Annotated in this window: 23 protein-coding genes; 14 read left to right on the top strand and 9 right to left on the bottom strand. The window is 64.9% G+C overall.

The genetic code is table 11. The features are described from left to right. The first annotated feature begins 96 nt into the window (after positions 1-96). From ACV1FX_RS11575 to ACV1FX_RS11550, 6 genes are all read left to right on the top strand, one after another. Positions 97-852, top strand: coding sequence for a 16S rRNA (uracil(1498)-N(3))-methyltransferase (locus ACV1FX_RS11575; protein ID WP_473117687.1), 756 nt, complete (start codon positions 97-99; stop codon positions 850-852). A gap of 120 nt (positions 853-972) precedes the next feature. After that, the gene (locus ACV1FX_RS11570) at positions 973-2,121 is read left to right on the top strand and encodes an ATP phosphoribosyltransferase regulatory subunit (RefSeq protein WP_473117686.1); all 1,149 of its coding nucleotides are present in this window, start codon (positions 973-975) and stop codon (positions 2,119-2,121) included. Positions 2,122-2,125: 4 nt separating this feature from the next. Further along, on the top strand, positions 2,126-3,103 hold the full coding sequence (hisG, locus tag ACV1FX_RS11565) for an ATP phosphoribosyltransferase (RefSeq protein ID WP_473117685.1): 978 nt from the start codon (positions 2,126-2,128) through the stop codon (positions 3,101-3,103). Between the two features lie 118 nt (positions 3,104-3,221). After that, a complete protein-coding gene (locus tag ACV1FX_RS11560; RefSeq protein ID WP_473117684.1) occupies positions 3,222-4,268 on the top strand; it encodes a glycosyltransferase family 2 protein in 1,047 nt (348 codons plus the stop codon). Beyond that, positions 4,265-5,113, top strand: coding sequence for a ChbG/HpnK family deacetylase (locus ACV1FX_RS11555; protein ID WP_473117683.1), 849 nt, complete (start codon positions 4,265-4,267; stop codon positions 5,111-5,113). Before ACV1FX_RS11560 ends, ACV1FX_RS11555 begins: the two co-directional genes overlap by 4 nt. A 124-nt stretch (positions 5,114-5,237) precedes the next feature. Then, positions 5,238-6,065 carry a DUF2076 domain-containing protein gene (locus tag ACV1FX_RS11550; RefSeq protein WP_473117682.1) on the top strand — a complete coding sequence of 276 codons (828 nt, stop codon included), beginning with the start codon at positions 5,238-5,240 and terminating at the stop codon, positions 6,063-6,065. A 240-nt stretch (positions 6,066-6,305) separates the two neighbouring features. Here the strand turns inward: ACV1FX_RS11550 and ACV1FX_RS11545 are convergent, their stop codons facing one another. Then, the gene (locus tag ACV1FX_RS11545) at positions 6,306-7,103 is read right to left on the bottom strand and encodes a L,D-transpeptidase (RefSeq protein ID WP_473117681.1); all 798 of its coding nucleotides are present in this window, start codon (positions 7,101-7,103) and stop codon (positions 6,306-6,308) included. A gap of 311 nt (positions 7,104-7,414) precedes the next feature. On the opposite strand from ACV1FX_RS11545, the gene ACV1FX_RS11540 reads away from it, so the two are divergent. Further along, positions 7,415-8,188, top strand: coding sequence for a protein phosphatase CheZ (locus tag ACV1FX_RS11540; RefSeq protein ID WP_473117680.1), 774 nt, complete (start codon positions 7,415-7,417; stop codon positions 8,186-8,188). A 259-nt stretch (positions 8,189-8,447) separates the two neighbouring features. On the opposite strand, the gene ACV1FX_RS11535 is transcribed toward ACV1FX_RS11540, so the two are convergent. Further along, the gene (locus ACV1FX_RS11535; protein ID WP_473117679.1) at positions 8,448-8,969 is read right to left on the bottom strand and encodes a hypothetical protein; all 522 of its coding nucleotides are present in this window, start codon (positions 8,967-8,969) and stop codon (positions 8,448-8,450) included. 340 nt (positions 8,970-9,309) lie between these two features. Here ACV1FX_RS11535 and ACV1FX_RS11530 point away from each other — a divergent pair, with 340 nt between their 5' ends. From ACV1FX_RS11530 to ACV1FX_RS11520, 3 genes are all read left to right on the top strand, one after another. Further along, the gene (locus tag ACV1FX_RS11530; protein WP_027525027.1) at positions 9,310-9,606 is read left to right on the top strand and encodes a co-chaperone GroES; all 297 of its coding nucleotides are present in this window, start codon (positions 9,310-9,312) and stop codon (positions 9,604-9,606) included. 237 nt (positions 9,607-9,843) lie between these two features. Further along, positions 9,844-11,475 carry a chaperonin GroEL gene (gene groL / locus ACV1FX_RS11525; RefSeq protein WP_473117678.1) on the top strand — a complete coding sequence of 544 codons (1,632 nt, stop codon included), beginning with the start codon at positions 9,844-9,846 and terminating at the stop codon, positions 11,473-11,475. A 145-nt stretch (positions 11,476-11,620) separates the two neighbouring features. Beyond that, entirely contained in the window at positions 11,621-12,832 is a 1,212-nt protein-coding gene (locus ACV1FX_RS11520; RefSeq protein WP_473117677.1) for a hypothetical protein, read from the top strand. Positions 12,833-12,970: 138 nt separating this feature from the next. Here ACV1FX_RS11520 and ACV1FX_RS11515 read toward each other — a convergent pair whose 3' ends face one another. Next, complete coding sequence (locus ACV1FX_RS11515; protein ID WP_473117676.1) at positions 12,971-13,369, bottom strand: META domain-containing protein; 399 nt, start codon at positions 13,367-13,369, stop codon at positions 12,971-12,973. Positions 13,370-13,502: 133 nt separating this feature from the next. Continuing rightward, positions 13,503-15,167 (bottom strand): L-lactate permease, encoded by a 1,665-nt coding sequence (locus ACV1FX_RS11510; RefSeq protein WP_473117675.1) that lies wholly within the window; start codon positions 15,165-15,167, stop codon positions 13,503-13,505. A 291-nt stretch (positions 15,168-15,458) separates the two neighbouring features. Between ACV1FX_RS11510 and ACV1FX_RS11505 the strand changes: the two genes are divergently transcribed. Beyond that, a complete protein-coding gene (locus ACV1FX_RS11505; RefSeq protein ID WP_473117674.1) occupies positions 15,459-17,222 on the top strand; it encodes an ABC transporter ATP-binding protein/permease in 1,764 nt (587 codons plus the stop codon). A gap of 289 nt (positions 17,223-17,511) precedes the next feature. Here the strand turns inward: ACV1FX_RS11505 and ACV1FX_RS11500 are convergent, their stop codons facing one another. From ACV1FX_RS11500 to ACV1FX_RS11485, 4 genes are all read right to left on the bottom strand, one after another. Continuing rightward, positions 17,512-18,507, bottom strand: coding sequence for a TorF family putative porin (locus ACV1FX_RS11500; protein ID WP_473117673.1), 996 nt, complete (start codon positions 18,505-18,507; stop codon positions 17,512-17,514). A gap of 386 nt (positions 18,508-18,893) precedes the next feature. After that, complete coding sequence (locus ACV1FX_RS11495; protein ID WP_473117672.1) at positions 18,894-19,253, bottom strand: histone; 360 nt, start codon at positions 19,251-19,253, stop codon at positions 18,894-18,896. 80 nt (positions 19,254-19,333) lie between these two features. Further along, a complete protein-coding gene (gene glcF, locus ACV1FX_RS11490) occupies positions 19,334-20,656 on the bottom strand; it encodes a glycolate oxidase subunit GlcF (protein ID WP_473117671.1) in 1,323 nt (440 codons plus the stop codon). Continuing rightward, complete coding sequence (locus ACV1FX_RS11485) at positions 20,653-21,906, bottom strand: FAD-binding protein (protein ID WP_473117670.1); 1,254 nt, start codon at positions 21,904-21,906, stop codon at positions 20,653-20,655. Before ACV1FX_RS11485 ends, glcF begins: the two co-directional genes overlap by 4 nt. Positions 21,907-22,121: 215 nt before the next feature. Between ACV1FX_RS11485 and ACV1FX_RS11480 the strand changes: the two genes are divergently transcribed. From ACV1FX_RS11480 to ACV1FX_RS11470, 3 genes are all read left to right on the top strand, one after another. Next, the gene (locus tag ACV1FX_RS11480) at positions 22,122-22,460 is read left to right on the top strand and encodes a putative quinol monooxygenase (protein WP_473117669.1); all 339 of its coding nucleotides are present in this window, start codon (positions 22,122-22,124) and stop codon (positions 22,458-22,460) included. Between the two features lie 103 nt (positions 22,461-22,563). Beyond that, the gene (locus ACV1FX_RS11475; protein ID WP_473117668.1) at positions 22,564-23,619 is read left to right on the top strand and encodes an alpha/beta hydrolase; all 1,056 of its coding nucleotides are present in this window, start codon (positions 22,564-22,566) and stop codon (positions 23,617-23,619) included. A 22-nt stretch (positions 23,620-23,641) separates the two neighbouring features. Further along, positions 23,642-24,343, top strand: coding sequence for an antibiotic biosynthesis monooxygenase family protein (locus ACV1FX_RS11470; RefSeq protein ID WP_473117667.1), 702 nt, complete (start codon positions 23,642-23,644; stop codon positions 24,341-24,343). Between the two features lie 216 nt (positions 24,344-24,559). Here the strand turns inward: ACV1FX_RS11470 and ACV1FX_RS11465 are convergent, their stop codons facing one another. Further along, positions 24,560-25,723 (bottom strand): acyltransferase family protein, encoded by a 1,164-nt coding sequence (locus ACV1FX_RS11465; RefSeq protein WP_473117666.1) that lies wholly within the window; start codon positions 25,721-25,723, stop codon positions 24,560-24,562. Positions 25,724-25,746 lie beyond the last annotated feature (23 nt).

Here is a 25,746-nt window from a genome sequence, read left to right as displayed (position 1 = left end):
GGCAAGAGCGCGGCGCGGGGACGCACGCCAAGGGCAATATTTACCCCCAAATCCCCGCTTTCGGTTAAGAACGGCCCCAAACCGGACCCTGAACACATGCCTTCCCACGACTTCCGCGCGCCCCGCCTGTTCGTCGAGGCCGACCTCACCCAGGATGCCAAGGTCCCGCTCGACCGTAACCAGAGCAACTATCTCGGCAATGTGCTGCGGCTTGGCGCCGGCGATCCGATCCTGGCGTTCAACGGCCGCGACGGCGAATGGCAGGCCGCGATCGAGGGCCGCAAGCGCCCCGATGCCCTGGTGATCCTCAAGCAGACACGCCCCCAGGACGGACTGCCCGACCTCGCCTACGTCTTCGCGCCGCTCAAGCATGCGCGGCTGGACTACATCGTCCAGAAGGCGGTGGAGATGGGTGCCTCGACCCTTCAGCCGGTGCTGACCCGCTTCACCCAGGCCTCGCGAGTCAATGGCGAGCGGATGCGCGCCAATGTCATCGAGGCGGCCGAACAATGCGGCATCCTGAGCCTTGCGACCGTAGCCGATCCGGTTCCGCTGGACCGTTACCTCAGCCAGCGCGCCGCACAGCGGCTCCTGGTGTTTTGCGACGAGGCGGCGGAGACAGACAACCCGATCGAGGCCCTGCAAGCGGCGCGCGATGCCGCTCACGGCATCGACGTGCTGATCGGCCCGGAGGGGGGCTTTGCCGAGGAGGAGCGTGCCCTGCTCCTGCGCCAGCCGCATATCCTGCGCCTGGCCCTGGGTCCGCGGATCCTGCGGGCCGACACGGCGGCGGTAGCGGCCCTTGCACTGGTGCAGTCAGTGCTCGGCGATTGGGGCGGCCAGCGGGGCTAGGCGGCGTTAAGACATTGAGCCATTGGAGGTCGAAACCGTCATCCGGCCATGCTAAGGGGCTGCGCCAACACGCAACCACCTTTGCCTGCCCCGGTCCCACCGGGACAAACGGACCCCGACATGACCGTGACTGCCACCTCAAATGCTGCCGGCTCCGCCGCCTGGGCGGATACGCTGCTGTTGTCGTTCGCGCAGGCCGGTTACGTCCACGCCGAGCCTGCGATTCTCCAGCCGGCCGAGCCGTTCCTGGACCTCTCCGGGGAGGACATCCGCAAGAGCCTGTACCTGACCACCGACCTGACCGGCGAAGAACTCTGCCTGCGCCCGGACCTGACGATTCCCGTGGCCCGCGACTATCTCGCCTCGGGGCGCGCCGGCGAGCCCGCGGGCTTCAGCTATCTCGGCCCGGTGTTTCGCTACCGGAGCGGCCGTCCGAGCGAGTTCCTTCAGGCCGGGATCGAATCCTTCGGCCGCCAGGACCGCGCCGCGGCCGACGCCGAGATGCTCGCTTTGGCGCTGGAGGCGACCGCAGCCTTCGAGGTGCGCGATGTCGAGATCCGAACCGGCGATGTGGCGCTGTTCAATGCCGTGATCGACGCGCTCGACCTGTTCCCGGTCTGGCGGCGCCGGCTGATCAAGGATTTCAACCGCAAGATCAGCCTCGAGCAGGATCTGGAACGCCTCTCGATCGCAACCGCCTCTGCCCGCAACGAGTATGAGGGCGTGCTGGCGGCGCTCGCAGGCTCCGACCGCAAGGCGGCGCTCGCACTCGTCACCGACCTGATGTCGATCGCCGGCACAACCAATGTCGGGGGCCGCACGACGGCCGAAATCGCCGACCGTTTCCTCGAGCAATCCACGCTGAAGAGCGGCGCCCTGCCGCGCGAGGCGCTGACGGTGCTGAGGCGCTTCCTGTCGATCGCAGGCAACCCGGACCAGGCGGTCGCCGAGCTGCGCGCGCTCGCCGCGGATACCAGGCTGGAAATTTCAGCGGCGATCGACCTGTTCGAGAACCGCGTTGGCTTCATGGCCGCGCGTGGCGTCGACGTAAAGGAAACGCGCTTTTCGACCTCGTTCGGACGCGGGCTCGACTACTACACCGGCTTCGAGTTCGAAGTGCATCACAGGGGCAACGGCGTCGAGCCGCTGGTCGCAGGCGGCCGTTACGACGGCCTGATGACCCAGCTTGGATCGCGGACGCCGATCCCCGCAGTCGGCTTCTCGGTCTGGGTCGATGCGCTCGCCAAGATCGGCCGCAAGGGAGCTTGAAATCATGAGCGCGCCGTTCGTTCTGGCCGTTCCGTCCAAGGGCCGCCTGCAGGAGAACGCCGAAGCCTTCTTCGCGCGCGCAGGGCTGACGCTGTCGAAGGCCGGCGGTGCGCGCGACTATCGCGGCACCATCGCAGGGCTCGACAATGTCGAGATCGCCTATCTGTCGGCGAGCGAGATCGCCTCACAGCTTGCCCGCGGCATGGCGCATCTCGGCGTCACCGGCGAGGATCTGGTGCGCGAGAACATCGCGGACGCCGACAAACGCGTGGCGCTGATCGAGCGGCTCGGCTTCGGCTACGCCGATGTGGTGGTTGCCGTGCCGCAGGCCTGGATCGACGTCCGCACCATGGCCGATCTCGACGACGTCACCACCGGCTTCCGCGAGCAGCACCACCGGCGGATGCGGGTCGCGACCAAGTTCATCAATCTCACGCGGGCATTCTTTTCGAACCACGGCATCGTCGACTACAGGATCGTCGAGAGCACCGGCGCGACCGAAGGCGCGCCGGCCGCCGGCACCGCCGAGCTGATCGTCGACATTACCACGACCGGCGCCACGCTTGCCGCCAATGGCCTGAAGATCCTCGACGACGGTGTCATGCTGCGCAGCCAGGCCAATCTGGTCGCCTCCAGGGACGCCGACTGGTCGCCGGAGGCGCGGGAGACCGCGCGCGTGATCCTCGATCACATCGCTGCCCGGGCGCGGGCAAATCAATACCGCGAGGTCCGCACCCGTTTCCGGCAGTGCGATGCGGCATTGCTCGGCGAGGCGCACCGGAATTTCGGCGTGGAGGCGCCGTTCGGCGGGCCGACCTCGTCGGGCATGTTGACGCTGCACTGCCCACCCGCAAAACTCTATGCGCTGGCGAGCTTCCTGCGCGATCATGGCGCGGAGACGGTCTCGGTGGCATCGCTCGACTATGTCTTCGACCGCGAGAACCCGCTGTTCGCCAAGCTCGAGGCATTCCTGCGGCAGTGAGGCGCAGGAATCTAGGAACCTCCGGTGCATCCGCATGACGCGTTCAGCGTAGCGACAGCAAACGACAGCTACCATATGCCGTTCGAACGAGTTTTGAGATCTTCTGGAACCTTGATCGATGACGCTGGGCTCTGACGTTTCCGCCCTGACCACCACCGCGACGAGTGCCGCGGCCAAAGGGCTGTCGATTGTCGTGCCGGTTTATAACGAGGCGGCGGGGCTTGCCTCGCTGCATCAGCGGCTCTGCGAGCTCGCCAGGACGCTGCGGGATCGCTATCGCCTCGCCTGCGAGGTGATCTATGTCGACGACGGCAGCGCCGATTCGACGCTTGCGATCGCCCGCGCGCTGCCGGCCGATGCGCTGGACGTTCAGGTGGTGTCGCTGTCGCGCAATTTCGGCAAGGAAGCGGCGCTGATGGCCGGCCTCGATCATGCAAGGCGCGGCGCCGTGATGTTCATGGACGGCGACGGCCAGCATCCGCCGGCGCTCGTGGAACAGCTCGTCGGACACTGGATCGATGACGGCTACGACGTCGTCTATACCGCCAAGGCGCATCGCGACAACGAGACGTTCCTGCGCCGGCTCGCCGTGCACGGCTTCTACGCACTGATCAATTGGGGTGCGCGGCAGAAAATCCCCGAGGACGCCGGCGACTTCCGCCTGCTCTCACCGCGCGCGGTCGCGGCGCTGCGGCAACTGCCCGAGCGCAACCGCTTCTTCAAGGGACTGGCGAGCTGGATCGGCTTCCGCCAGATCCGCGTCGACTACGAACCTGCGGCCCGCGCCCATGGCGTGACCACCTTCAATGCGGCGCGGCTGCTCGGCCTCTCGATCGAGGGCCTGACCTCGTTCTCGGTAGCCCCGTTGCGCTTTGCGAGCCTGCTCGGCGTTGTGCTCGCAGGCGTCGCCTTCCTGTTCGGCCTCTCCATCCTCTGGGAGGTCTTCACCACCGGCAAGCAGGTGCCCGGCTATCCCTCGCTCGTGGTCGGCCTGATGACGATCGGCGGCGTGCAGCTCATCATGATCGGCATCGTCGGCGAATATATCGGCAAGATCCTGTCCGAGCTGAAGGCGCGCCCGATCTACTTCGTCGCCGAGCACAGCGAGAAGCGCGTCGAGACCGACAAGGCGGACGACGCCTCCAGCCGGACGGCGGCGGAATGAACGAAGCGGCGAAGCCGCGGCGTATCTGGCTCTGCGCCGACGATTACGGGATCAGCGCGGGCGTCAACCGCGCCATCCGCGACCTCATCGAGCGCGGCCGTCTCAATGCGACGTCGGTGATGATGCCGGGGCCGGCGATCGGCCGCGGCGAGATCGACGCGCTGGAGGCGTCCCGGACGAAGAGCCCGCGCTGCGCGATCGGATTGCATGTCACGCTGTCGGCGCCGTTCCGACCTCTGACCATGCATTTCCGCCCGCTCGAAGGCGACATGTTCCTGGCCTTTCCAAAGCTGCTGCGCGCGGGACTGATGCGGCGGCTCGACCGCGAGACCATTTACGCGGAGGTGAAGGCGCAGCTTGCGGCTTACGCGCAGGCGTTCGGTCGAGCACCCGACTTCGTCGACGGCCATCAGCACGTGCAGCTCTATCCGCAGGTGCGCGACGCCTTCGTCGCCGCCGTCAGTGAAGCTGCGCCAAAAGCCTGGGTGCGCCAGGGCGGCCGCGAGGCGCCGCTGATGCAGCGGCTCGCCTCGCCGAAAGCGCTGGTGCTGGATGTCCTGAGCGCGCAATTCCGCCGCCGCGCGCGGCAGGCGGGCCTCGCCTTCAATCCCGCCTTCGCCGGCGCCTATGACTTCACGCGGGCCGAGGCCGATTTCGGCAGGCTGATGGGCGAGTTCATCGCCGGCCTGCCGGACGGCGGGCTCGTGATGTGCCATCCCGGCTTCGTCGACGACACCCTGCGCAGCCTGGATCCGATGACTGAGGTCCGCGAGCGCGAGCACAGATATCTCGCAAGCGAGGCATTCCCTCAGCTCCTCGCCGCGAACAACGCGACATTGGCATGAACCCACCGGGCGCAAGGGACCGGACAGCATGTCGCATACGGAAATTTAATCCGCGGCCCACTGTTGGCGCCACAATGGAACCCTACATCTTCGGCGCGCTTGGTTCGCGCAAGGGAGATCGATCATGACGCCGCAGGAACGCCAGCTCGTCGACGAGCTTTTCGACCGGCTTTCGAAGCTTGAGACTGCACCGCGCGATCCCAATGCGATCGCTGCCATCAATGACGGTCTGAACAAGGCGCCTAACGCCATGTATGCGCTGGTGCAGACCGTGCTGTTGCAGGACGAGGCGCTGAAGCGCGCCAATGCCCGCATCCAGGAACTCGAAGCCAGCCACGCCCCCGAGCAGGCACAATCCGGCGGTTTCCTCGATTCCATGCGGGAGAGCCTGTTCGGCGGCGGCCAGTCGCGCGGCTCGGTGCCGAACGTGCCGCCGCGCGAACAGCGGCCCGTCTGGAACTCCGGCCAGGCGATGCAGCAGCCGCAACCGCCCGGCTACGGCCAGCCGCCTTACGGGCAGCAGCAGGGTTATGGCGCGCCGCCCTTCGGCGGTGGCGGTGGTGGCGGCTCCTTCCTCGGCACGGCGGCTGCGGCCGCGGCCGGCGTCGTCGGTGGCTCGATGCTGCTCTCCGGCATCCGCAACATGATGGGCGGGATGGGCGGATCGCATCAGGCCTTTGGCGACACCACGATCATCGAGGAGCGCGGTGGCGGTGGCGGCGGCAGTCCGTGGGGCGGCAGCGACCAGTCCGGCGGCTCGCTCGCGCGCGATGCCGGCCTCAACGATATCGGCTCCAACCGCGACCGCGACGATTCCCGCCAGGGCTTCTTCGACCAGGCATCGAACGATCAGAACGACGATCAGCAGGACTACGACGACGCCGACAACATCGACACGCCCGATGACAGCGATTTCGGCGGTGGAGACGACGGCGGCAGCGATTACGCGTAAGCAACGCCACCATCAAATGCAAAACGGCCGCCCTTCCGGCGGCCGTTTTCGTTTCAACTCTTGCTCAGGCTCCTTCCCTTCTCCCCTTGCGGGAGAAGGTGGCGCGAAGCGTCGGATGAGGGGTCTCAATCAACGAATTCATTGCGCGAGATGGGCGTGCGGAGAGAGACCCCTCACCCGGCTTCGCTTTCGCGGAAGCCACCCTCTCCCGCAAGGGGAGAGGGTGAACAGCGCGCGCGCTCACATCACCACGACCCTGGTGCCGACATTGACGCGGCCGTAGAGGTCGATGACGTCCTCGTTGCGCATGCGGATGCAGCCGGAGGAGACGTTGGTGCCGATGGTCCAGGGCTCGTTGGAGCCGTGGATGCGATAGAGCGAAGAGCCCAGATACATTGCGCGTGCGCCGAGCGGATTTTCGGGGCCGCCTTCCATGTGCCGCGGCAGGTCGGGACGGCGTGCAATCATTTCCGCCGGCGGTGTCCAGTCCGGCCATTCGCGCTTGGCCGTGATCGCTTTCACGCCCGACCAGGTGAAGCCGGGACGGCCGACGCCGATGCCATAGCGCAGCGCCCTGCCGTTGCCCTCGACCAGATAGAGAAACTTGTTGGGCGTATCGACGACGATGGTGCCGGCGCCCTCCTTGCCATCATACGCGACGAGCTGCTTCTCAAACCTCGGATCGAAGGGCTGCGAGCGCGGATCGACGGCCTCCTGCTGCGGCACGGCGCCCTGCATCTGCGGCTCGCCCATCGGCGGCAAACGGCGCTGATCGTAATAGGCCGGCTGCTGCTGGTACGTCGGCTGCTGCGTATAATAGCGCTGACCGCGTTCCTCGCCGCCGAACAGGAATTCGATGAAGCCGCCGCCCATGTTGGCATTGGAGGCGACGCGCACCGGCTGTGGCGGAGCCTGCGGCGCATAGAGCACGGCGGGCGGATCGGATGGCACGGTGTTGTCGAAGGCGGCGGCGCGCTCGATCCCGGCGACAAAGGTGCATGCGCTGCCGAGCAGCGCGACAGACATTTTCTTGAACATCGACGTACTCTGTACTGTTTCGTCTGGTGCGTTCATCGCGGCGGGGCACAGACCTGCCCTCGCGACAAGGCCACTTAAATTCAAAAGCCGTTTGGTTTGGTAAACGCAAACGGCGTTTTGATTCACCACGTCGCGAACGGCCGCGCCTTTTGTCCGCTAGCGTTTATTTTCGGTGAACGGCTGATACGCATGGTTAATCGCCGGTGCACGCGCGAATTGCGAGCAATTGCAAAGCAGTTCCCGCCGTGAACGTCGTGTTAAATCCCTTCTGTCTACAAAGACCGCGTGAGTGAGGTGGGGGGAGTTTCACAATGGCTGTTCACCGCAAACGTTTTCGCGTCGAGGAAGCAATCGTCGGCGAGATGCCTATTCCGGAAGTGATTGACGAGGCAGCTCCAATGCACAGCGAGATCATGGCCGAGCTGCGCGCGATCCGCGCGCAAATGGCGCGCAACAGCCAGGCGGGGCACGCCCCACTCCCGCCGAGCGAAACCGTCATGGCGCAGGAAGTCGCCGACGCGCGTGCGATGCTGGAAACCTACCGCGCCCAGATCGAACAGTGCGAGAAGTTGAAGGTCGAACTCGACCTCATCCACGATGCCATCGACCGCACCAAGCGCGAGATCGCGACGCTGCACGGCAAGAGCTTTGACGGCGGCGAAATGGCCAAGGTCAATGGCGAGCTCGGCGCTGTCGTCGGCGGCACCGAGCAGGCGACCCAGCAGATCCTCGAAGCCGCCGAGTCGATCGACCAGGCGGCCAGCGCGATGTCCAAGGTGGACTCGGTCGATCAGCAGAAGCGGCTCGCCGACGACATCCAGGAACGCGTCATCTCGATCTTCGAGGCCTGCAACTTCCAGGATTTGACCGGTCAGCGCATCAGCAAGGTGATGGGCACGATGAAGTTCATCGAGCAGCACATCAACGCGATGATGGAGATCTGGGGTGGCGTCGATGCGATCAAGGCCCACGCGCTGCCGATCGTCGACACCCGCGACGAGGATGCCAAGCTCCTCAACGGCCCGAAGCTCGCCGGCGACGTCGGCCACGCCTCGCAGGACGACATCGACGCCCTGTTCGACTGAGCGGACGAACACGGAGAAAAGCAAAACGCCGGCGCGAAGCCGGCGTTTTTTGTTTTTGGGATGTAGAACCGCGGGGATCACTTCCCTTCTCGCCTTGCGGGAGAAGGTGGCGCGAAGCGCCGGATGAGGGGTCTCTATCGGCGAATACAATTGTGAGAGGTTCACTCGCGGAGAGAGACCCCTCACCCGGCTTCGCTTTCGCGAAGCCACCCTCTCCCGCAAGGGAAGAGGGTGCAGAGTGACCCGTGGCGCAATCTGGCTACGCCCTTGGCGCGCAGCGGACGTAGACCATGTTGCCGTAGCGGGTGGCGGCGTCCTTGTCGATGAAGCGGGTGACCATGACGCGGCCGTCGAAGGAGACGATCTCGCGGTCCTGCTCGCCGGGGGTCGGGCCGGACGGCCCGATATAGTTCTTGCCGCTCGGCGAGCCCTTGAGCCGCAGCTCCTGCGGGGTTGCCTGGTCGGCCAGGTGCATGATCACACCGCCGGAGGAACCGGCGCCGATCACGTAAGGATTCTTGCACTGGGCTCTTGCGGCGGCCTCGGTGCGGGCGCGGTCGGCCGGGTTCTGGAACGAGGCAAGACCCCAGCGGCCGACGATCTCGTCGGCGCGGATCGAGGCCGGCATCTCCGGCCCGCTGCCGGGCTCGGCGTCGGGCGGCGGCGAGGACGACGAGAACGACGGCAGGCTCATGCCGCCGCCACATGCACCCAGCAGCAACGCCAAGGCTGCGGCGGCGCCCAGCCTGGCAACCGTCCGCGCGTGAGCTGAACCGATCATGGCATTCCCCCGAGCAAAGCGCCCCCCAAACACGAGCCTGGCCGCCCCTTCCTGCAGCCAAGCGCAAAACCGCTGTCGGGGCAATGACGTCGTAGAATACGCCAGCGTCCCCAATTCGTTTCGATCGTCAACATCCTATATCCGTCTCACCAATGGCTTAACCACCTTTGCTTGACAGGATCGCGGCCAAGCCATATTTCCGGGCGCACTATTAGCACTCGGGACGCCCGATTGCTAAGCGCGCCGTTCGATCCTGGCATTCGATCCAGAGGTCGGACAGGGCGCTCGGCCCCTCACCTACTTCCGCTGCTTCCGAAGCGAGCTTCCAAAGGGAAACGTCATGGCTAAGTCCAAATTTCGTCCGCTGCATGACCGTGTCGTGGTCAAACGTATCGATGCCGAGGAAAAGACCAAGGGCGGCATCATCATTCCCGACACCGCCAAGGAGAAGCCGTCCCAGGGCGAAATCGTCGCCGTCGGCCCCGGCGGCCGCGACGAGGCGGGCAAGCTGATCCCCATCGACCTCAAGGTCGGCGACCGCGTGCTGTTCGGCAAGTGGTCCGGCACCGAGGTCAAGATCGACAATGAAGATCTCCTCATCATGAAGGAGTCGGACATCATGGGCGTCCTGGCCTAAGGCCGACCGCCCCTTCAAACGCCGCCGCACGCCGGGTGTCGGAGCACTTTTTCCCTTCTCCCCTTGTGGGAGAAGGTGGCGCGAAGCGCCGGATGAGGGGTCTGCATCCGCAGAGACAGACCCCTCACCCGTCCGCGATGCTTCGCATCGCGTCCACCCTCTCCCACAAGGGGAGAGGGAAAGGAGACCGGCAGTGACGGCAACAAACCATATCCAATCATTCCAGGAGTTTTCGTAATGGCTGCCAAAGACGTCAAGTTTTCCGGAGACGCGCGCGAACGCATGCTGCGTGGCGTCGACATTCTCGCCAACGCCGTCAAGGTGACGCTCGGTCCGAAGGGCCGTAACGTCGTCATCGAGAAGAGCTTCGGCGCCCCCCGCATCACCAAGGACGGCGTCACCGTCGCCAAGGAGATCGAGCTCGAGGACAAGTTCGAGAACATGGGCGCCCAGATGGTCCGTGAGGTCGCCTCCAAGACCAACGACCTCGCCGGCGACGGCACCACCACCGCGACTGTGCTGGCCCAAGCCATCGTGCGCGAAGGCGCCAAGGCGGTTGCCGCCGGCATGAACCCGATGGACCTCAAGCGCGGCATCGACACCGCGGTTGCGGCCGTGATCAAGGACATCGAGAAGCGCGCCAAGCCCGTCGCCGCCTCCTCCGAGGTTGCCCAGGTCGGCACCATCTCGGCCAACGGCGATGCCGCCATCGGCAAGATGATCGCGCAGGCGATGCAGAAGGTCGGCAACGAGGGTGTCATCACCGTCGAGGAGAACAAGTCGCTCGACACCGAGGTCGACATCGTCGAGGGCATGAAGTTCGACCGCGGCTATCTGTCGCCCTACTTCGTGACCAATGCCGAGAAGATGACCGCCGAGCTCGAGGACGCCTACATCCTCCTGCACGAGAAGAAGCTCTCGGGCCTGCAGGCCATGCTGCCGGTGCTGGAAGCCGTGGTGCAGTCCGGCAAGCCGCTCGTCATCATTGCCGAGGACGTCGAGGGCGAGGCGCTGGCCACCCTGGTCGTCAACCGCCTGCGTGGCGGCCTCAAGGTCGCCGCCGTCAAGGCGCCGGGCTTCGGTGATCGCCGCAAGGCCATGCTCGAGGACCTCGCGATCCTCACCGGCGGTCAGCTCATCTCCGAAGAACTCGGCATCAAGCTCGAGAACGTCACGGTGAAGATGCTCGGTCGCGCCAAGAAGGTCGTGATCGACAAGGAGAACACCACGATCGTCAACGGCGCCGGCAAGAAGCCGGACATCGAGGCCCGCGTCGGCCAGATCAAGGCCCAGATCGAGGAGACCACCTCGGACTACGACCGTGAGAAGCTTCAGGAGCGTCTGGCCAAGCTCGCCGGCGGCGTCGCGGTGATCCGCGTCGGCGGTGCGACCGAGATCGAGGTCAAGGAGAAGAAGGACCGCGTCGAGGACGCGCTCAACGCCACCCGCGCAGCGGTGCAGGAAGGCATCGTCCCCGGCGGCGGCGTCGCGCTGCTTCGTGCCAAGAAGGCGGTCGGCCGTCTCACCAACGCCAATGCCGACGTGCAGGCCGGCATCAACATCGTGCTGAAGGCGCTGGAAGCGCCGGTCCGCCAGATCTCCGAGAACGCCGGCCTCGAAGGCTCGGTCGTCGTCGGCAAGATCCTGGAGAACAAGTCCGAGACCTTCGGCTTCGACGCCCAGACCGAGCAATATGTCGACCTGGTCGAAAAGGGCATTATCGATCCCGCCAAGGTGGTGCGCACCGCGCTCCAGGACGCCTCCTCCGTGGCCGGCCTGCTGGTGACCACCGAAGCGATGGTTGCCGAACTGCCGAAGAAGGAAGCCCCGCCTGCCATGCCGGCCGGCGGCGGCGGCATGGGCTTCTGAGCCCATTGGCAACCAGCCAGAATCAACCGAAGGCCGCCTCCGGGCGGCCTTCTTTTTTGCCCAGAATGGCCCGCGCTTTCCGATTCAACCTCCGGCCAAAACCCACTACGGTGGCGCCGATTCTGATCTCTTGAGGGTTTCGTCGATGCGCGCGCTTTCGTTCTGCTCGATTGGTTTTTTGGCGGCATTGCTTGCAGTTTCACCTGGCGTCGCGTCCGCCCAGATGAAGCTGTCGCCAAAGGCCACGGCACCCGGTGGAACCGAGACGCGCTATTTCACCTCGATCGACGGCCTGATGGACGGCAATGCCGACGTCATCCTGAAGGAAACCCGCCAGGGCAAGACGGTCACCTCGGCCGTGCTCGACGTCTGCTATCCCGCCGCGAAGAATTCCGATCGCAAGGACCGCTTCGTCGTCAATCTCACGGTCGCCGGCCAGCTGCTGTCGGGCACGACGCAGAGCCTCGGCGACAAGGCGCCGGTCACCGTCAAGCTGACGCGCAGGCAGACCAGCGACACCTTCGAATTCCGCGGCCAGATCTCGATCGGCGGCAACGTGACCGAGGTCGCCTCGCCCGACAATTCCGACCTCAGCGAGAAGGAGTTTCTGGACAACCAGACTTCGGACGACGGCATCACGGCACAGCCGAAGGATTTCACCGAGGTTTCGCCGGAAGCGATCGCGGTCAAGGTCAAGCTAGAGGCGGCAACCGACTTCCTGAAGAGCCTGAAGGGCCAGGATGTCGAGGTGACGCTGGCAAGCCTCTCGGTCGGCTGCGACGCGCTGCGCGCCGGCGAGCAGACCATCAACATGTCGGTCGACCCGGAGCGGGCCGCAGCGCTGCTCGCCAAGTTCAAGGCGATGCCGGGCGTCACCGCAGCGGGCTGGACCGCCGGCATGATGGAGATGGATCGCACCATCCGCTTCCCCGCCGCCGACTGGCGCGACGGCGACAAGATCAGCCGGGACCGACTCGCAACCACCGTCGCGAACGTGCTGGCGAAGACGCTGGCGGCAAAGACCGTCTCGCAGAGCTTCAACCCCGTCACCGGCAAGCTCAAGGTCCTGTTGAAGCGGCCGAACCAGGATTTCCCGGCGCTCGAGCTCACCGATACGATCGAGGTCGCTGGCCTGGTCTCGACCGAGAAGCCCGGCAGCAGCGACCGCCTCCTGCTGTGGGTCGGCAGCCCCGCGATCACCACGGCCGACGAGAGCACCGGCGCCAAGCTCAAACTGTCGGATGAAGCCAGCGCCGATGAAGAGGGCGATCAGACCGACGACAATGGCGCGATCGACGCGCTGACGAAGGAGTTGAAGGGCCAGCGCTGGGACGCCGACAAGTCGGTGTGGAAATAGCTCTCGTGCCCCGGACGCAGCGCGAAGCGCTGCGAGCCGGGGCCCAGAAGTCGCAGGCTCGACCACGGGTCGAGACTGGGTCCCGGCTCTGCGCCGCAGCGCTACGCGCTACGCCTTGTCCGGGACACGAGATCGAATCTAATTCCCGTTCGCCCGGAAGCGCAACTGCTTCGGGCCGATCAGCGTGAGAAAGTCACCCTGTCGCTTCCAGGTCTCGACGCTGCTCAGAGCCGCCACGAGGTCGTCATCGGCCTGGGCCTTGGCCGGCGGGCAGGAACGATCCTGGATCTGGCCGGGGACGAAGATCACGGTGTTGCCGGCGACCGAGAACTGGCCCTTGCCACCCTTGCACCAGAGTTCCAGCACCACCTCGCCATTGTCGCCGATCTCGATGTTGGGAATGCGCTTCGAGCCGGGCTGCGGCAGGGCTTCGAGCGTCATCTCGGTCCCGAAGGGAAAGCCGTCCTCGGCATGGGCTGCACCCGCCATCAGCACCACCGCGGCAGCCGTGCACACCATCTGCTTCACCGAAACCATGAGACCTCTCGACCGTCCTTGAACCGCCGCACCTTCTATAAGACGGAAACGGCGTTGAGAAGGTTCGCCGCCCACGCAAAATCCCCGCGGGATCGCGCCCGCAGGGATTTTCGTTGCAGCCGGATGCGTGGCGCTATTTCAGCACCAGCGCCGTGAACGGCCAGACATAGGCCTGAAGCGTCACCAGCACGCCGACCAGGCAGGCCAGCACGATCGAATGCCAGAACACGAAGCGCAGGATCGTGCCCTCGTGGCCGTACCACCTCGTGGCTGTGGAGGCGACCACGATCGATTGCGCGTCGATCATCTTGCCCATGACGCCACCGGAGGAGTTCGCCGCCGCCATCAGGATTGGCGACAGGCCGATCTGCTGAGACGTGATCTTCTGGAGGTTGCCGAACAGGATGTTCGATGCGGTGTCCGATCCCGTCAACGCCACACCCAACCAGCCGAGCAGCGTGCCGAAGAAGGGATAGAGGACGCCCGTTGCCGCAAAGGCAAGACCAAGCGTCGCGTCGACGCCCGAGAGGCGGGTGAGCGTGCCGATCGCGAGCATCGCCGAGATCGTGATCAGCGAGATCGCGCACAGCCGGATCGTGCGGCCATATTCGATCAGCAGCCGCCCCGGTCCGACCCCCATCAGGAAGCCCGAGATGATCGCCGCGATCAGCATGCCCGTGCCGGTGAAGGACAGATAGGTGAAGTTGAACACCGCACCTTCCGGCGTGGGGCCGGCCGCCACCGGCGGCATCTTGTTGATCATCTTGTCGAGATCGGGAACCGCATACTTCCAGACGAACAGCGAGTCCGCCCAGGACTTGAACCATCCGCTGCCCCAGATCAGCATCACGACGCAGACGATGATCCACGGCAACAGCGCGCTCCACAGCTCGGACTGCGTGAGCGGCGTCTTGTCGAGCGGTGCGGTCTTGCCCATTTCCGACACTGATTCATCGCGGCCGCGCAGCGCCGGCGACAGCCAGAGCTGCTTCGGCTGCCACACCTTGAGGAACAGGATCAGCGCGCCCATCGAGATCAGCGACGCCCCGATGTCGACGATCCAGGGATTGATGAAGTTGGAGATCACGAATTGCGGGATTGCGAAGCACACGCCGGTGACGAGGATCGCCGGCCAGACGTCCTTCATGCCGCGCCAGCCTGCGAAGGCCCACACCACCCAGAACGGCACGATCAGCGAGAAGAACGGCAATTGCCGTCCGACCATCGCGCCGAGAATGTAGGGATCAAGCCCAGTGACGGAGGCAAGGCCCTGGATCGGCGTGCCGAGCGCGCCATAGGCGACCGGCGCAGTGTTGGCGATCAGCGACAGTCCGGAAGCCGCGAGGGGTGAGAAGCCGAGACCGATCAGCACGGCGCCGGTGATCGCGACGGGCGTGCCGAACCCCGAGGCGCCTTCGAAGAACGCACCGAACGAGAAGGCGACCAGCAGCAGCTGCAGCCGCCGGTCCTCAGTGACGCCGCCGACCGCGCGCTTCAACAGTTCGAAGCGCCCGGTCGTCACCGTCACCTGGTAAAGGAAGATGACGTTGAGGACGATCCAGCCGATGGGGAAGAAGCCGGTGACGATGCCGAGCACGGAAGCGCGGATCGACATGTTCACCGGCATGGTGAAGATGACGATCGTGATCAGGTTGGTGATGATGACGGCAATCACGGCCGCGATGTGTGCTTTCACGCGCCCGCTTGCGATCATGATCAACAGCGAGACCACCGGGACCGCCGCCGCAATGGTCGACAACGCCGCACTGTTCAGCGGGTTATAAATTTGATTCCACATGCTCTTCCTCCCCCACGCATTGGTGCGGCAGGGCGGCCAGCGTGGACAGCCGAGCCTGCTTGACGTCGATCGCGATACTCCCTGAGCCTGAAGCGGTGTCGCGAATGCGGCGGTTCCCATCCGCTCACAAGCTCGCGAAGTCCCGGAGGCCCCCATCCCGCGCCGTTATGCCCATGCTAGGGTTGCCGGCCCGGACAACGCAAATCGCCGGATTTGCAACTTTAGTCTAAGCGCGCTTATTTGCGCCGTTGCATCAGGCGCTTGCGCCTACCCCGCAGGAGACCCCAATCTGTGAAGAACATCCGCGCGACGCTCGCGACCGTTTGGCGAATCGCCATCCCGTATTTCAGATCCGAGGACAAATGGGCCGGCCGCGGCCTGCTCGCGGCAGTGATCGCGATCGAGCTGGCGCTGGTCGCGATCGACGTGCTCGTGAACCAGTGGCAGAATCGGTTCTACAGTGCGCTCCAGGCCTATGATCTGGACAGCTTCGTGCGCGAGATCTGGATCTTCGTGGGCCTCGCTTCCGCCTTCGTCGCGCTGGCCGTCTATCAGCTCTATCTGAACCAGTGGCTGCAGATCCGATGGCGGCAATGGCTGACGCGGCACTATCTCGGCGAATGGCTCAATGACGCCACCCACTATCGCATGCAACTCACGGGCGACGCGGCCGACAACCCGGACCAGCGCATCACCGACGACGTCAAGAACTTCGTCGAGCAGACCTTGAGCATCGGCGTCGGCCTGCTCTCCTCGATCGTGACGCTGTTCTCCTTCGTGATCATCCTGTGGGGCCTCTCCAACGCCGCGCCCCTGCATCTCTTCGGCTCCGACTTCGTGATCCCCGGCTATCTGTGCTGGGGCGCCCTGATCTACGCGATCCTGGGCACCGCCCTGACGCACTGGATCGGCGTACCGCTGGTCAACCTCAATTTCGAGCAGCAGCGCTATGAAGCCGATTTCCGCTTCAACCTGGTCCGGGTGCGCGAGAATTCCGAGCAGATCGCGCTGCTCAAGGGCGAGAGCGCCGAGCGCGGGCGCCTCCTGCATCGCTTCAGCTTCGTGATCGGCAACTGGTACGGGATCATGAGCCGCACCAAGCGCCTGACCGCGTTCACGGCAAGCTATCAGCAGGCCGCCGTGATCTTCCCCTACGTGCTGGTGGCACCGGCCTATTTCGCCAAGAAGATCCAGCTCGGCGACATGATGCAGACCGGCTCGGCGTTCTCGAGCGTGCAGCGCGCGCTGTCGTTCTTCGTGACGACCTACCGCTCGCTCGCCGAATGGCGTGCGGTGGTTGCCCGTCTCGACGGTTTCGAGATGTCGGTCAGCTCGGCCGCCAATCTTCCCGCGCACGAGCCGACCATCGGCGTCACGCCGTCCACGGGCAGCGAGGCCATCGCGCTCGAGCAGCTCCTGGTGAAGCTTCCCAACGGCAAGCCGCTGGTCGCGGCCAACGGCTTTGCGATCCAGCATCCCGAGCGCGTGCTGGTGACGGGACCGTCAGGTTCGGGCAAGTCGACGCTATTCCGCGCCATCGCCGGGATCTGGCCGTTCGGCACCGGCAAGATCGCCATCCCCGGGAAATCCAGCCTGATGATGCTGCCGCAGCGGCCGTATTTCCCGATTGGTCCGCTCGGTGACGCCGTGATCTACCCGGCCGAGCACGGCACGATTGCACCTGACAAGATCAAGGAGGCGCTCAGAGCAGTCGGCATGCCGAGGCTTGCCGAAGGGCTCGATGAGGAAGCGCATTGGAACAGAACGCTGTCGCTCGGCGAGCAACAGCGCCTGGGCGTTGCCCGCGCACTGCTGCATGCCCCGGATTTCCTGTTCCTCGACGAGGCGACCGCCTCGCTCGACGAGCCGTCCGAGGCCCTGCTCTACCGGTTGATGGAAGAGAAGCTACCGTCAACCACGATCGTCTCGATCGGTCACCGCTCCACGCTGGACGCCTTCCACACTCGCAATGTCAGGCTGATCCCTGACGGGGACATCCATGTCCTCGGCAGCGTCGATGCACCGGCCCGGGCCGAGCCGAGCGAAGCGCGCTGAGTGCACCTGCAGTGACACCTCTCGGGGAGAGGACCGAACATCCGTCGTCCCGGGGCGCGCGCGGCGCGAGCCCGGGACCCGTAATCCCAGAATTGTGCTTGGCGAAGATTGGTAACCCATGTCTCGCGCCACAACTACTGCCTGGGGTTATGGGCCCCGGCCTTCGCCGGGGCGACAACGAACTCTGTTGAAGCGGCCGCAGCTCGTCTCCCCCAGCGCTTCGTCCCCCCGAAAAGCAAAAGGGCGGCAGGTTGTCCTGCCGCCCTTGCAGTCAGTCTCGGGATGAAACTTACTTCAGGTTGGTCATCGCCGTCAGGTCGAAGGACAGCTTGGCAATACCGGCCGCGCCGCACCAGTTCGAGCCGACGCCCGTCGGATTGATCGGGGTCACGCTGGTCGTGCCGCCGGCGGTGAAGTCGCTGGTGAAGGCGTTGCAATCACCCTTGCTCAGGTTGGTGTCGGAGTAACGCAGATCCAGCGTGAACACCTTGTAGGTGAAGCCGACGCCGATGTTCCAGGTGTTGTAGTCGGCATATTTGATGCCGTTCGGGAACGCCGGGACGCCGTAGAAGCTGTCGGAGGTGCCGAGGAACTGGCGACCGAACTCGCCCGAAACGTACATGCCGACGCCGCTCGAGCCGAAGATCGTGCTGGGTGCGGTGTACTTGGCGGTGACCGACACATAGTCGCCCCAGGCGCCGGAGTTCAGGAAGCTCGGCGTGTAGTACTCGTTAACGCCAACGGCCCAGTTGTCGTTGATGGTGTAGTTCAGCTTGCCGTAGACTTCGAAGAAGCTGACGTCCTTCTTCATCACGTTGAAGTTCGTGAGAGTGTTCGCTTGACACTCGGCGCTCAGCGCGTTGCCGGCAAAGTCAGTGACCGCACCACCACCATAGTAGCAGGTGCCACCCGGATACAGGTAACCCCAGATACCGATGTCGAACGCGAAGGCGCCGAAGGTCGGGCGGATACCGCCGTACACGTCGACCTCAGCCGCAGCACGGTTCGCGAACGAAATGCTTTCAGCCGACACACCGGCATAAAGCTGCAGGTCCTTGGTGACGTTGAAGCGCGGCTCGAAGTAGGCGGCCACCGACGGCTTGTGGTTCGACTGGGTGACGCCGCGGAAAATGTAGTCGCTCATGATGGCGCCGCCGAAGGCGATATCCCAGGGATCAAAGGCGGGCGGCGGAGGCGCCTTCAGAGCCTTCACCGGCATGTCTGCCGCCAGAGCCGAACCCGTCACCATTGCCAGCGCCGTTGCCAACAAAGCCACTTTCTTCATTTCGTTCCCCATTACCTTCCTAAGGCCAGTCCGATCCCGGCGCCCCCCGGGGCATGCGATCCTGACTGAAAAACTCATCACCGCCGCAATCTGGAACGTGGGGAGCGGACGGTGAAGCAAAAAACGCGGGCATCTGCCGACTTTTTGGGCGTTATGGCGATTTCACGAAAGGTTGTCGGCGTGTGTTGCATCTCGAACACAATTATTCGCGCTCCGAGGCGAAGCTGGTCTCCGTGATGCTACGGAAGATTATCCAGCTGAGGCTTGGCCGTCACGAACCAGGCTTCCGACGATTCGGCCCCGGCTTCAGCCGATGCAAAAAGGCCGCAGCATCATTGCCGCGGCCTTCCTGCTCGCAGGTTCGCAATGGAGGTTAGGAAGAGCGCCTAGCCCTGCCCGTCAGCCGATGCCGACGGACCTTCGCCCGACGGAGTCGCCCAGCTCGTCTCGGACGCGGGCTCGGGAGCCGGAGGAGCCTCTACCGGGGCAACCGTCTTGGGCGTCCGCGCCTTCTTCGCCGCGCTCTTCTTGGGAGCCGCTTTCTTGGCGGCCTTCTTCGCCGCTGTCTTCGGTGCGGCCTTCTTGGCCGATTTCTTTGCAGTCTTCTTGGCTGCCTTCTTGGCGGATTTCTTCGCTGACTTCTTGGCCGACTTCTTCTTGCCGGCCTTCTTCGCGGTCTTCTTCGCCGCTACGGCCTTCTTGGCCTTTTTGGCCTTCTTGCTTTTCTTCTTCTTCGCTTTCGCCATCGTGATCCTCCTGTTGCCGCCGAACAATGGTCGATCGGGCCTTCAGTCGTCCACCTCCGGGCGCCGCGCAATCGGCTAGTTCAATTCGACAAGTTCAATGCCGGCTGCGCGCCGCCCGTCGCCCAATCGAGAAGCTCAATCGTGTGCACGACCGGCACTGACGTGCCGCTGGCAATCTGCACCATGCAGCCGATATTGCCCGCGGCAATCATGTCCGGCTTGACGCTCGCGATGTTGGCGATCTTGCGATCGCGCAACCTGCCCGCAAGGTCGGGCTGGAGAATGTTGTAGGTCCCCGCCGAACCGCAACACAAATGGCTCTCCGGGATATCTTTCACCACGAATCCGTTCTTGGAAAGCAATTCTTTCGGAAGCCCAGTGATTTTCTGCCCGTGCTGCAGTGAACAAGCGGAGTGATAGGCGACGACGATGTCGTCGTGTCGCCTCGATGGCTGCAGCGCAAGCCCTCCGACATACTCCGTGATGTCCTTGGCGAGTGCGGAGATGTTGGCCGCATCGCTCGCGAAGTCGCGGTCCTCGCGCAGGAGATAGCCGTAGTCCTTGATGACCGTGCCACAGCCGGATGTCGTCACCAGGATGGCATCGAGACCGTCTTTTGCCGCCTCGCGGCGCCACGCCGCGACGTTCGCCCGCGCCCGCGCGAGCGCGTCGTCGTCAAGGCCGAGGTGATGGGTCAGGGCGCCGCAGCATTGCTCGTCCCGGACCAGCACGACCTCGATGCCGTGGCGGGTCAGGAGGTTGATGGCGGCCTGGTTGATCCGCGGCGCCAGCACCTGCTGGGCGCAGCCCTGAAGCAGCGCCACCCGCCCCCGCCTCTTGCCGAGCGGCGCAAAGACGCTGCCCGCGGCGGGTCCCGGAGCCGGCAGCCGATCTGGCGCGAGCACCAGCATCGCCTTGATCCGTTGCGTAAGGCCAGGGGTTGCCGACGGCCGCGGTGTCGGCAGCAAAGCTGCGAACGGCCGGGCAAGCCGCGCCAGCGACATGCTGATGCGAAAGCGCTGCGGGTCGGGCAGCACGAATGCCAGCACGGTGCGAAGCAGCCGCTCGGCAAGCGGCCGCTCATAACGCTGCTCGATCCGGACCCGGGCCTGATCGACGAGGTGCATGTAGTTCACCCCGGAGGGACACGTGGTCATGCAGGCAAGACACGACAGGCAGCGGTCGACGTGCTTGACGACCTCCGATGTGGGCGCCTGGTCCTTCTCCAGCATCTCCTTGATCAGGTAGATGCGGCCGCGCGGGCTATCGAGCTCGTCGCCGAGCAGCACATAGGTCGGACAGGTCGCAGTGCAGAAGCCGCAGTGCACGCAGGCACGCAGGATCTTGTCGGCTTCAGCGATGTCGGGGTCCGCGAGCTGGGTGAGCGAGAATTCGGTCTTCATGGCTCGCCCCGCTTCAGCCGTCCGCGATTGAGGATGGTCTTGGGATCGAAGCTGGTACGAACCCGCTCGCTGAGCGCGGCGACACCAGGGGCTTGTGGATGGAACACATCCACATTGCGCCGCACCTCCTCAGTCGCCCGGACCAGCATGGCGTGCCCACCAACGGCTCCGGCGCGCTGGCGCACGGTGGCCGCTTGCGCGTCCCCCTTCGGCGGCACGGCCGCCCAGATCAGCCCGCCACCCCAGTCGTAGATGACGTCGCCGCCGGTGTCCCGCGCGAGCTGCCGGCCAACCGCGGCACCGGAGGCCGGCGGGCAGACGATCCGCCACACCGGCCAGGCGCCAACCGCGCTATCGGCCGCGAACGGCAGCACGTCCCGGATCGCGGTCCACAACGCGGCCGAGGCGGCGTCCTCCACGATGGTGGCAGTTCCGAAGGGCGCGAGCGCCTCACGCAGCGAGACGGCACGGTGGGCCGCCGAGGCGGTGATGCCCTCCAGGCGCAGCACAGTAAGCGGCTCGCCTTGAGTGGCGATATCGCCGAGTCCTTCGGCCCTCTCCCGGGAAGTGGATTTCGGCAGATGCGCCGCGCCCGACACGTCGAAAGGCGAGCCGAGCGCCGCGGTCATGGCCTTGTTGGCGGCGGAATCGTCCAGCCCCCTGAGCAGCAGCGTCCGCTCGCTCTCCGGCTTCGGCATGACCTTCAGCGTCACCTCGGTCATGACCGACAGCGTGCCCCAGGACCCGGCAAGCAGCTTGCAGAGGTCATAACCGGTGACGTTTTTCACCACCTTGCCGCCGGTCTTGAAACTGTCGCCGAAGCCCGAGACGGCCTGCGCGCCGAGCAGATGGTCGCGAACACCGCCGGCCTTGATGCGGCGAGGCCCGGCGAGGCCCGCCGCGATCATGCCACCGATGGTGCCAAGCCCGGGCATCGTGCCGAGCCCGGGCATCCCCAGCAGGGGCCCAGCGTTCATCGGCTCGAAGGCGAATTGCTGGCTCTTGGCATCGATCAGCGACAGCACGTCGACCAGCGGCGCGCCGGCCTGGAGCGTGATGATCAGCTCGTTGGGCTCGTAGGAGTTGACCGCGTTCAACGCGGAGACGTCGAGCACGGCGTTGGTCGCCATCGCATGGCCGATGCCGCGCTTGGAGCCATGGCCGATGATCTCGAGCGGCTGCTCATTGGCAATCGCCGCGCGCACCACCTCTTCGACGTCTCTGGCGTCTCTGACCTTGAGCGTGTCCACAGCAAAAGGCGGTAGCGAAATTCGCGTCGAAAATCAATTCGACGCGTGACGCGCTGTGCCTCGGAGCGTTACGCCGCGTCCTCATCCCGAGAGGCTCGGAGGGCAAGCGCGCATCGGCTCATCATCCCGCGACATACGCACTTCGATCATCATCGAATCATCACCGCTCAGACTTCGGTATTGATCGAGTGGTACCTCTCCGATGGAGTTCCACCATGAACCAGCAGGCGATGAACCAACAAGTCATTCACCAGGCAATCAGCGGCGGCGGCCTCCTGGTCGTGGCGCAATGGGAAGCGAAGCGGGAGGAGGCCGACCGCGTTGCCGAGATCCTGCGGAGCTTCCTGCCGCAGGCGCAAAGCGAGCCGGGCGTAAAACTGTTCCTGATCAGCCGCGCCAAGGACAATCCGGCGCAATTCCTGTTCTACGAGCTGTTCCGCGACGAGGCCGCCTTCAGCGCGCATCAGGAGAGCGCGCACTTCAAGACTCACATCGCGGGAGAGGCCCTGCCTTTGCTGGCGAAGCGCGAACGCATGCAATATGCGCTGATATAATCGATACGATGTCATGTCGGGCAAGGGTGGCGATCGACGCCCTTCCCCACTTCGATTCTCATCGAAAAGCCAGAGAAACGGATCGGGCAACCACGAGTTGGTGATGCGCCGCCGCGGATGTGTCCGGCCCGATCCGGACGACAAGCACCAGACCGCGAGAGTTCCCATGATGCGCGATATAGCTACTGTGAAGCTCGACGACCGCGAACAGCATTTCCGCATTCCCGGTCCACGCGATGGGATGGCGTTGTTCATGCGCGTCCTGCCGTCCGCGAGGACGGTCTTCGAGCCGCGCCGTGCCGCGCTCTACGTCCATGGCGCGACGTTCCCGTCCGCGCTTTCCATAGCGCATCGCTTCGACGGACGATCGTGGCGCGATGCGCTTTGCGATGCTGGGTTCGACGTGTGGGGATTGGACTTTTACGGCTTCGGAGGTTCCGACCGCTATCCCGAGATGAGCCGGCCTGCGGAGGACAATGCTCCTCTCTGTGTAGCCGAAGACGCAAGCACACAGCTTGCCGCCGGGGCGCGCTTCATCCTCGGTCATCAGAACATTACGAAGCTATCGCTCATCGCGCATTCCTGGGGCTCGATGCCGGCGTGTCTCTTCGCCGGCACGCACCCGGCCCTGGTCGACCGCCTGGTGCTGTTTGCACCGATCAGCCGCCGCGAGCCGCGCCGCTACGAAACGCCCCCGGTATTCCCGGCGTGGCGCAACGTCAGCGTCGAGGACCAGTGGAAGCGCTTTATCGAAGATGTCCCCGCCAATGAAGCCCCCGTGCTCTCCCGCGCGCATTTCGACGATTGGAGCGCGCGCTATCTCGAGAGCGATCCGGAGAGCCGCTCGCGCGATCCCTTTGGCGTGAGGACGCCGCTTGGCCCGTTCAGCGAGATCATCAAGGCGTGGCACGGCAAACTCGCCTACGATCCCGCGGCCGTGAGCGCGCCGGTCACGATCATCCGCGGCGAATGGGACGGGCTGATTCCGGACGAGGATGCGCAGTGGCTGTTCAATGCATTCTCGCATAGCCCCAACAAGCGCGACATCAAGATCGGCCGCGGCACGCATCTGATGCATCTGGAAGTCATGCGGCCGGCGCTGTGGCGCGAAAGCGTCGCCTTCCTGCACGGCGACGACGTCGCGTCGATCACCTCCTGAAACAAGCAACTAGGAGAAGACGATGTTTTCCGTGATCTTCGAAGTGCGTCCGAACGAGGGAAAAAAGGACGAATATCTCGATCTCGCCAAGCACCTGAAGCCGATCCTCGAAAGGATCGACGGTTTCATCGACAATGAGCGATTCGAGAGCAGGCTGAGACCCGGATGGGTGCTGTCGCATTCGACCTGGCGCGACGAGAAATCGGTCGTGCGCTGGCGGACCCAGGGCGAACATCACACCATCCAGGAGAAGGGCCGCTTCGATATTTTCGCCGACTACCATTTGCGCGTCGGCGACGTCAGCGCTGACACGGACCCGCCACGACAGGCTTCTGTTCGCGAGCAACGCTTCGACGAGACGGAGGTCGGCAAGGCCAAGATGGCGACCTTCACCGAGATCACGCCGGCCAAGGGCGCAGCCTTCGCGGCCCAAGCCGACCTGCTGCCCGCGCATCTTGGCCTCGACCTCAGCAACGGCGCGATCGCGGACCATGACGTATGGGCGAGCATCTACAATCCAGGCAAGATCGCGGTCCTCGTCGGCTGGCGGGATGCGACCGCCGCAGGCCTCTGGATGCCAAGGAAGCTCGACGGCATCGAGCGACTTCGTCATCGCAAGGTGCGCGTCGTCAGGGACTATGGCCGGTTCGACCGCCGCGAGGCGCCGCAATTCTATCCTGACGTCACGGGCGCGAAAACGATGCACGCCGAGCCCGCGCACTGATCGGCTAGAACCGCGGAATGTCCGGAAACGCCAGCTTGCCCGCGTGCACATGCATGCGTCCGGCGCAGCGATGCAGGGTCGGAAGCGCGCATTTCAAGGACCGCATCGCACGTCGGGCGCTGCCGCTGCCGGCACGGCGCAAGCGCGCGCAGTACACGCTGATGTGGGGGATCTGCTTGCACGCCGCGGTCCAGGCCGGACCGCGGCGCCGCTCGACTAAATGATCGCGCGCAGGGGAGATTTCCGCAGGATCAACGCCGAGACGGCGAAGCTGCCGATCGCGGCCAGCGTCGTCAGCAGCAGCGCCTTCGTGAGTGCGAAGAGCGGTAACCCGTGCAGGAGCATGGCGAAGCCGATCAGGATCGGCGGATGGATCAGGTAGACACCGAACGCATTGTCCGAGAGCCATTTGGCGACGGGCCCCTGCCAGTCGAAACGGCGGCGATAGACGGCCAGAATGACGAGGCCCATACCCACGCAGACCAGCGCCTCCCACAGGCACTTCCCGGCACTGACGAGATTGAAGCCGCCTGAATAGAGCGCCGTCTCGCCCTCGAGGCCGCCGCCGAACAGCACCAGCGCAGCAAACAGCGGTACGGAGAGCATGAGCGCCAGCGCCCCCCAGCGCAGACAGGAGCGCTCGGCAAGTCCCGTCATCCAGTTACCGCGATAGCCATAGGCGCCAGCGACAAACATCAGGACATATTGCGGCAGGTCGCCGGGATGAACATTGAGCACCGAGGTGCCGGCCCGCACGACGATGCGCACGCCAAAGGTGGCCCCCGCCATCGCCAGCACGAAAGCGACGATCATCGGCCAGCGCAGCACGACGTTGCGCTCTCGCCAGCCCGACAGGCGGATCAGGCCGTAGCCAAGCGAGAACAGCAGCAGGACGGCGCAGAACCACATCGGACCGGTCTCGGACAGCCACTCGCCATCCCCTAGATGAACCAGCCACTGATGGCCGAAACCACCACGCCCCCAGGTCCGCGACAGGAAATACTGCGTGAGCGGGCCGATCACGAACATGTAGAGCAGGGTCGGCAGACCCAGCCTGACGAGGCGGTCGCGGGCGAAGGTCGGAAATCCCTTCCGGTCGCAGGACGCGGCGGCGAAATAGCCGGCAATGAAGAACAACACCGCCATGAAGAAGGCCTGGAGGAAGCTCTGGTAGACGCCGAAGAACAGCGCCGTGCCAAAGCCGGTCGCCCGCCGGTCGACATAGTACCAATTGCCGAACGGGCTGTAGGTGTCGGCCGCGTGCATGCTCAGCACGAGGATGATCATCGACCAACGGATGTTGTCGATGAACAGGAGGCGCGGCTGGGCCTGCGCACCCGGAGCTGTCGTCGTCGCCGTGCCTACCGGAATGTCCGTCATGCCGCCACCTGGACCGAGATGCC

It is taken from the genome of Bradyrhizobium ingae (genome assembly GCF_055791185.1).
This window is presented reverse-complemented; position numbering and strand designations above follow the sequence as displayed.

What these genes read in the sequence shown, in the direction of transcription:
- ACV1FX_RS11575 (WP_473117687.1), top strand. Translation starts at nt 97, where the DNA reads ATGCCTTCCCACGACTTCCGCGCGCCCCGCCTGTTCGTCGAGGCCGAC.
- ACV1FX_RS11570 (WP_473117686.1), top strand. Translation starts at nt 973, where the DNA reads ATGACCGTGACTGCCACCTCAAATGCTGCCGGCTCCGCCGCCTGGGCG.
- hisG (WP_473117685.1), top strand. Translation starts at nt 2,126, where the DNA reads ATGAGCGCGCCGTTCGTTCTGGCCGTTCCGTCCAAGGGCCGCCTGCAG.
- ACV1FX_RS11560 (WP_473117684.1), top strand. Translation starts at nt 3,222, where the DNA reads ATGACGCTGGGCTCTGACGTTTCCGCCCTGACCACCACCGCGACGAGT.
- ACV1FX_RS11555 (WP_473117683.1), top strand. Translation starts at nt 4,265, where the DNA reads ATGAACGAAGCGGCGAAGCCGCGGCGTATCTGGCTCTGCGCCGACGAT.
- ACV1FX_RS11550 (WP_473117682.1), top strand. Translation starts at nt 5,238, where the DNA reads ATGACGCCGCAGGAACGCCAGCTCGTCGACGAGCTTTTCGACCGGCTT.
- ACV1FX_RS11545 (WP_473117681.1), bottom strand. Translation starts at nt 7,103, where the DNA reads ATGTTCAAGAAAATGTCTGTCGCGCTGCTCGGCAGCGCATGCACCTTT.
- ACV1FX_RS11540 (WP_473117680.1), top strand. Translation starts at nt 7,415, where the DNA reads ATGGCTGTTCACCGCAAACGTTTTCGCGTCGAGGAAGCAATCGTCGGC.
- ACV1FX_RS11535 (WP_473117679.1), bottom strand. Translation starts at nt 8,969, where the DNA reads ATGATCGGTTCAGCTCACGCGCGGACGGTTGCCAGGCTGGGCGCCGCC.
- ACV1FX_RS11530 (WP_027525027.1), top strand. Translation starts at nt 9,310, where the DNA reads ATGGCTAAGTCCAAATTTCGTCCGCTGCATGACCGTGTCGTGGTCAAA.
- groL (WP_473117678.1), top strand. Translation starts at nt 9,844, where the DNA reads ATGGCTGCCAAAGACGTCAAGTTTTCCGGAGACGCGCGCGAACGCATG.
- ACV1FX_RS11520 (WP_473117677.1), top strand. Translation starts at nt 11,621, where the DNA reads ATGCGCGCGCTTTCGTTCTGCTCGATTGGTTTTTTGGCGGCATTGCTT.
- ACV1FX_RS11515 (WP_473117676.1), bottom strand. Translation starts at nt 13,369, where the DNA reads ATGGTTTCGGTGAAGCAGATGGTGTGCACGGCTGCCGCGGTGGTGCTG.
- ACV1FX_RS11510 (WP_473117675.1), bottom strand. Translation starts at nt 15,167, where the DNA reads ATGTGGAATCAAATTTATAACCCGCTGAACAGTGCGGCGTTGTCGACC.
- ACV1FX_RS11500 (WP_473117673.1), bottom strand. Translation starts at nt 18,507, where the DNA reads ATGAAGAAAGTGGCTTTGTTGGCAACGGCGCTGGCAATGGTGACGGGT.
- ACV1FX_RS11495 (WP_473117672.1), bottom strand. Translation starts at nt 19,253, where the DNA reads ATGGCGAAAGCGAAGAAGAAGAAAAGCAAGAAGGCCAAAAAGGCCAAG.
- glcF (WP_473117671.1), bottom strand. Translation starts at nt 20,656, where the DNA reads ATGAAGACCGAATTCTCGCTCACCCAGCTCGCGGACCCCGACATCGCT.
- ACV1FX_RS11480 (WP_473117669.1), top strand. Translation starts at nt 22,122, where the DNA reads ATGAACCAGCAGGCGATGAACCAACAAGTCATTCACCAGGCAATCAGC.
- ACV1FX_RS11475 (WP_473117668.1), top strand. Translation starts at nt 22,564, where the DNA reads ATGCGCCGCCGCGGATGTGTCCGGCCCGATCCGGACGACAAGCACCAG.
- ACV1FX_RS11470 (WP_473117667.1), top strand. Translation starts at nt 23,642, where the DNA reads ATGTTTTCCGTGATCTTCGAAGTGCGTCCGAACGAGGGAAAAAAGGAC.
- ACV1FX_RS11465 (WP_473117666.1), bottom strand. Translation starts at nt 25,723, where the DNA reads ATGACGGACATTCCGGTAGGCACGGCGACGACGACAGCTCCGGGTGCG.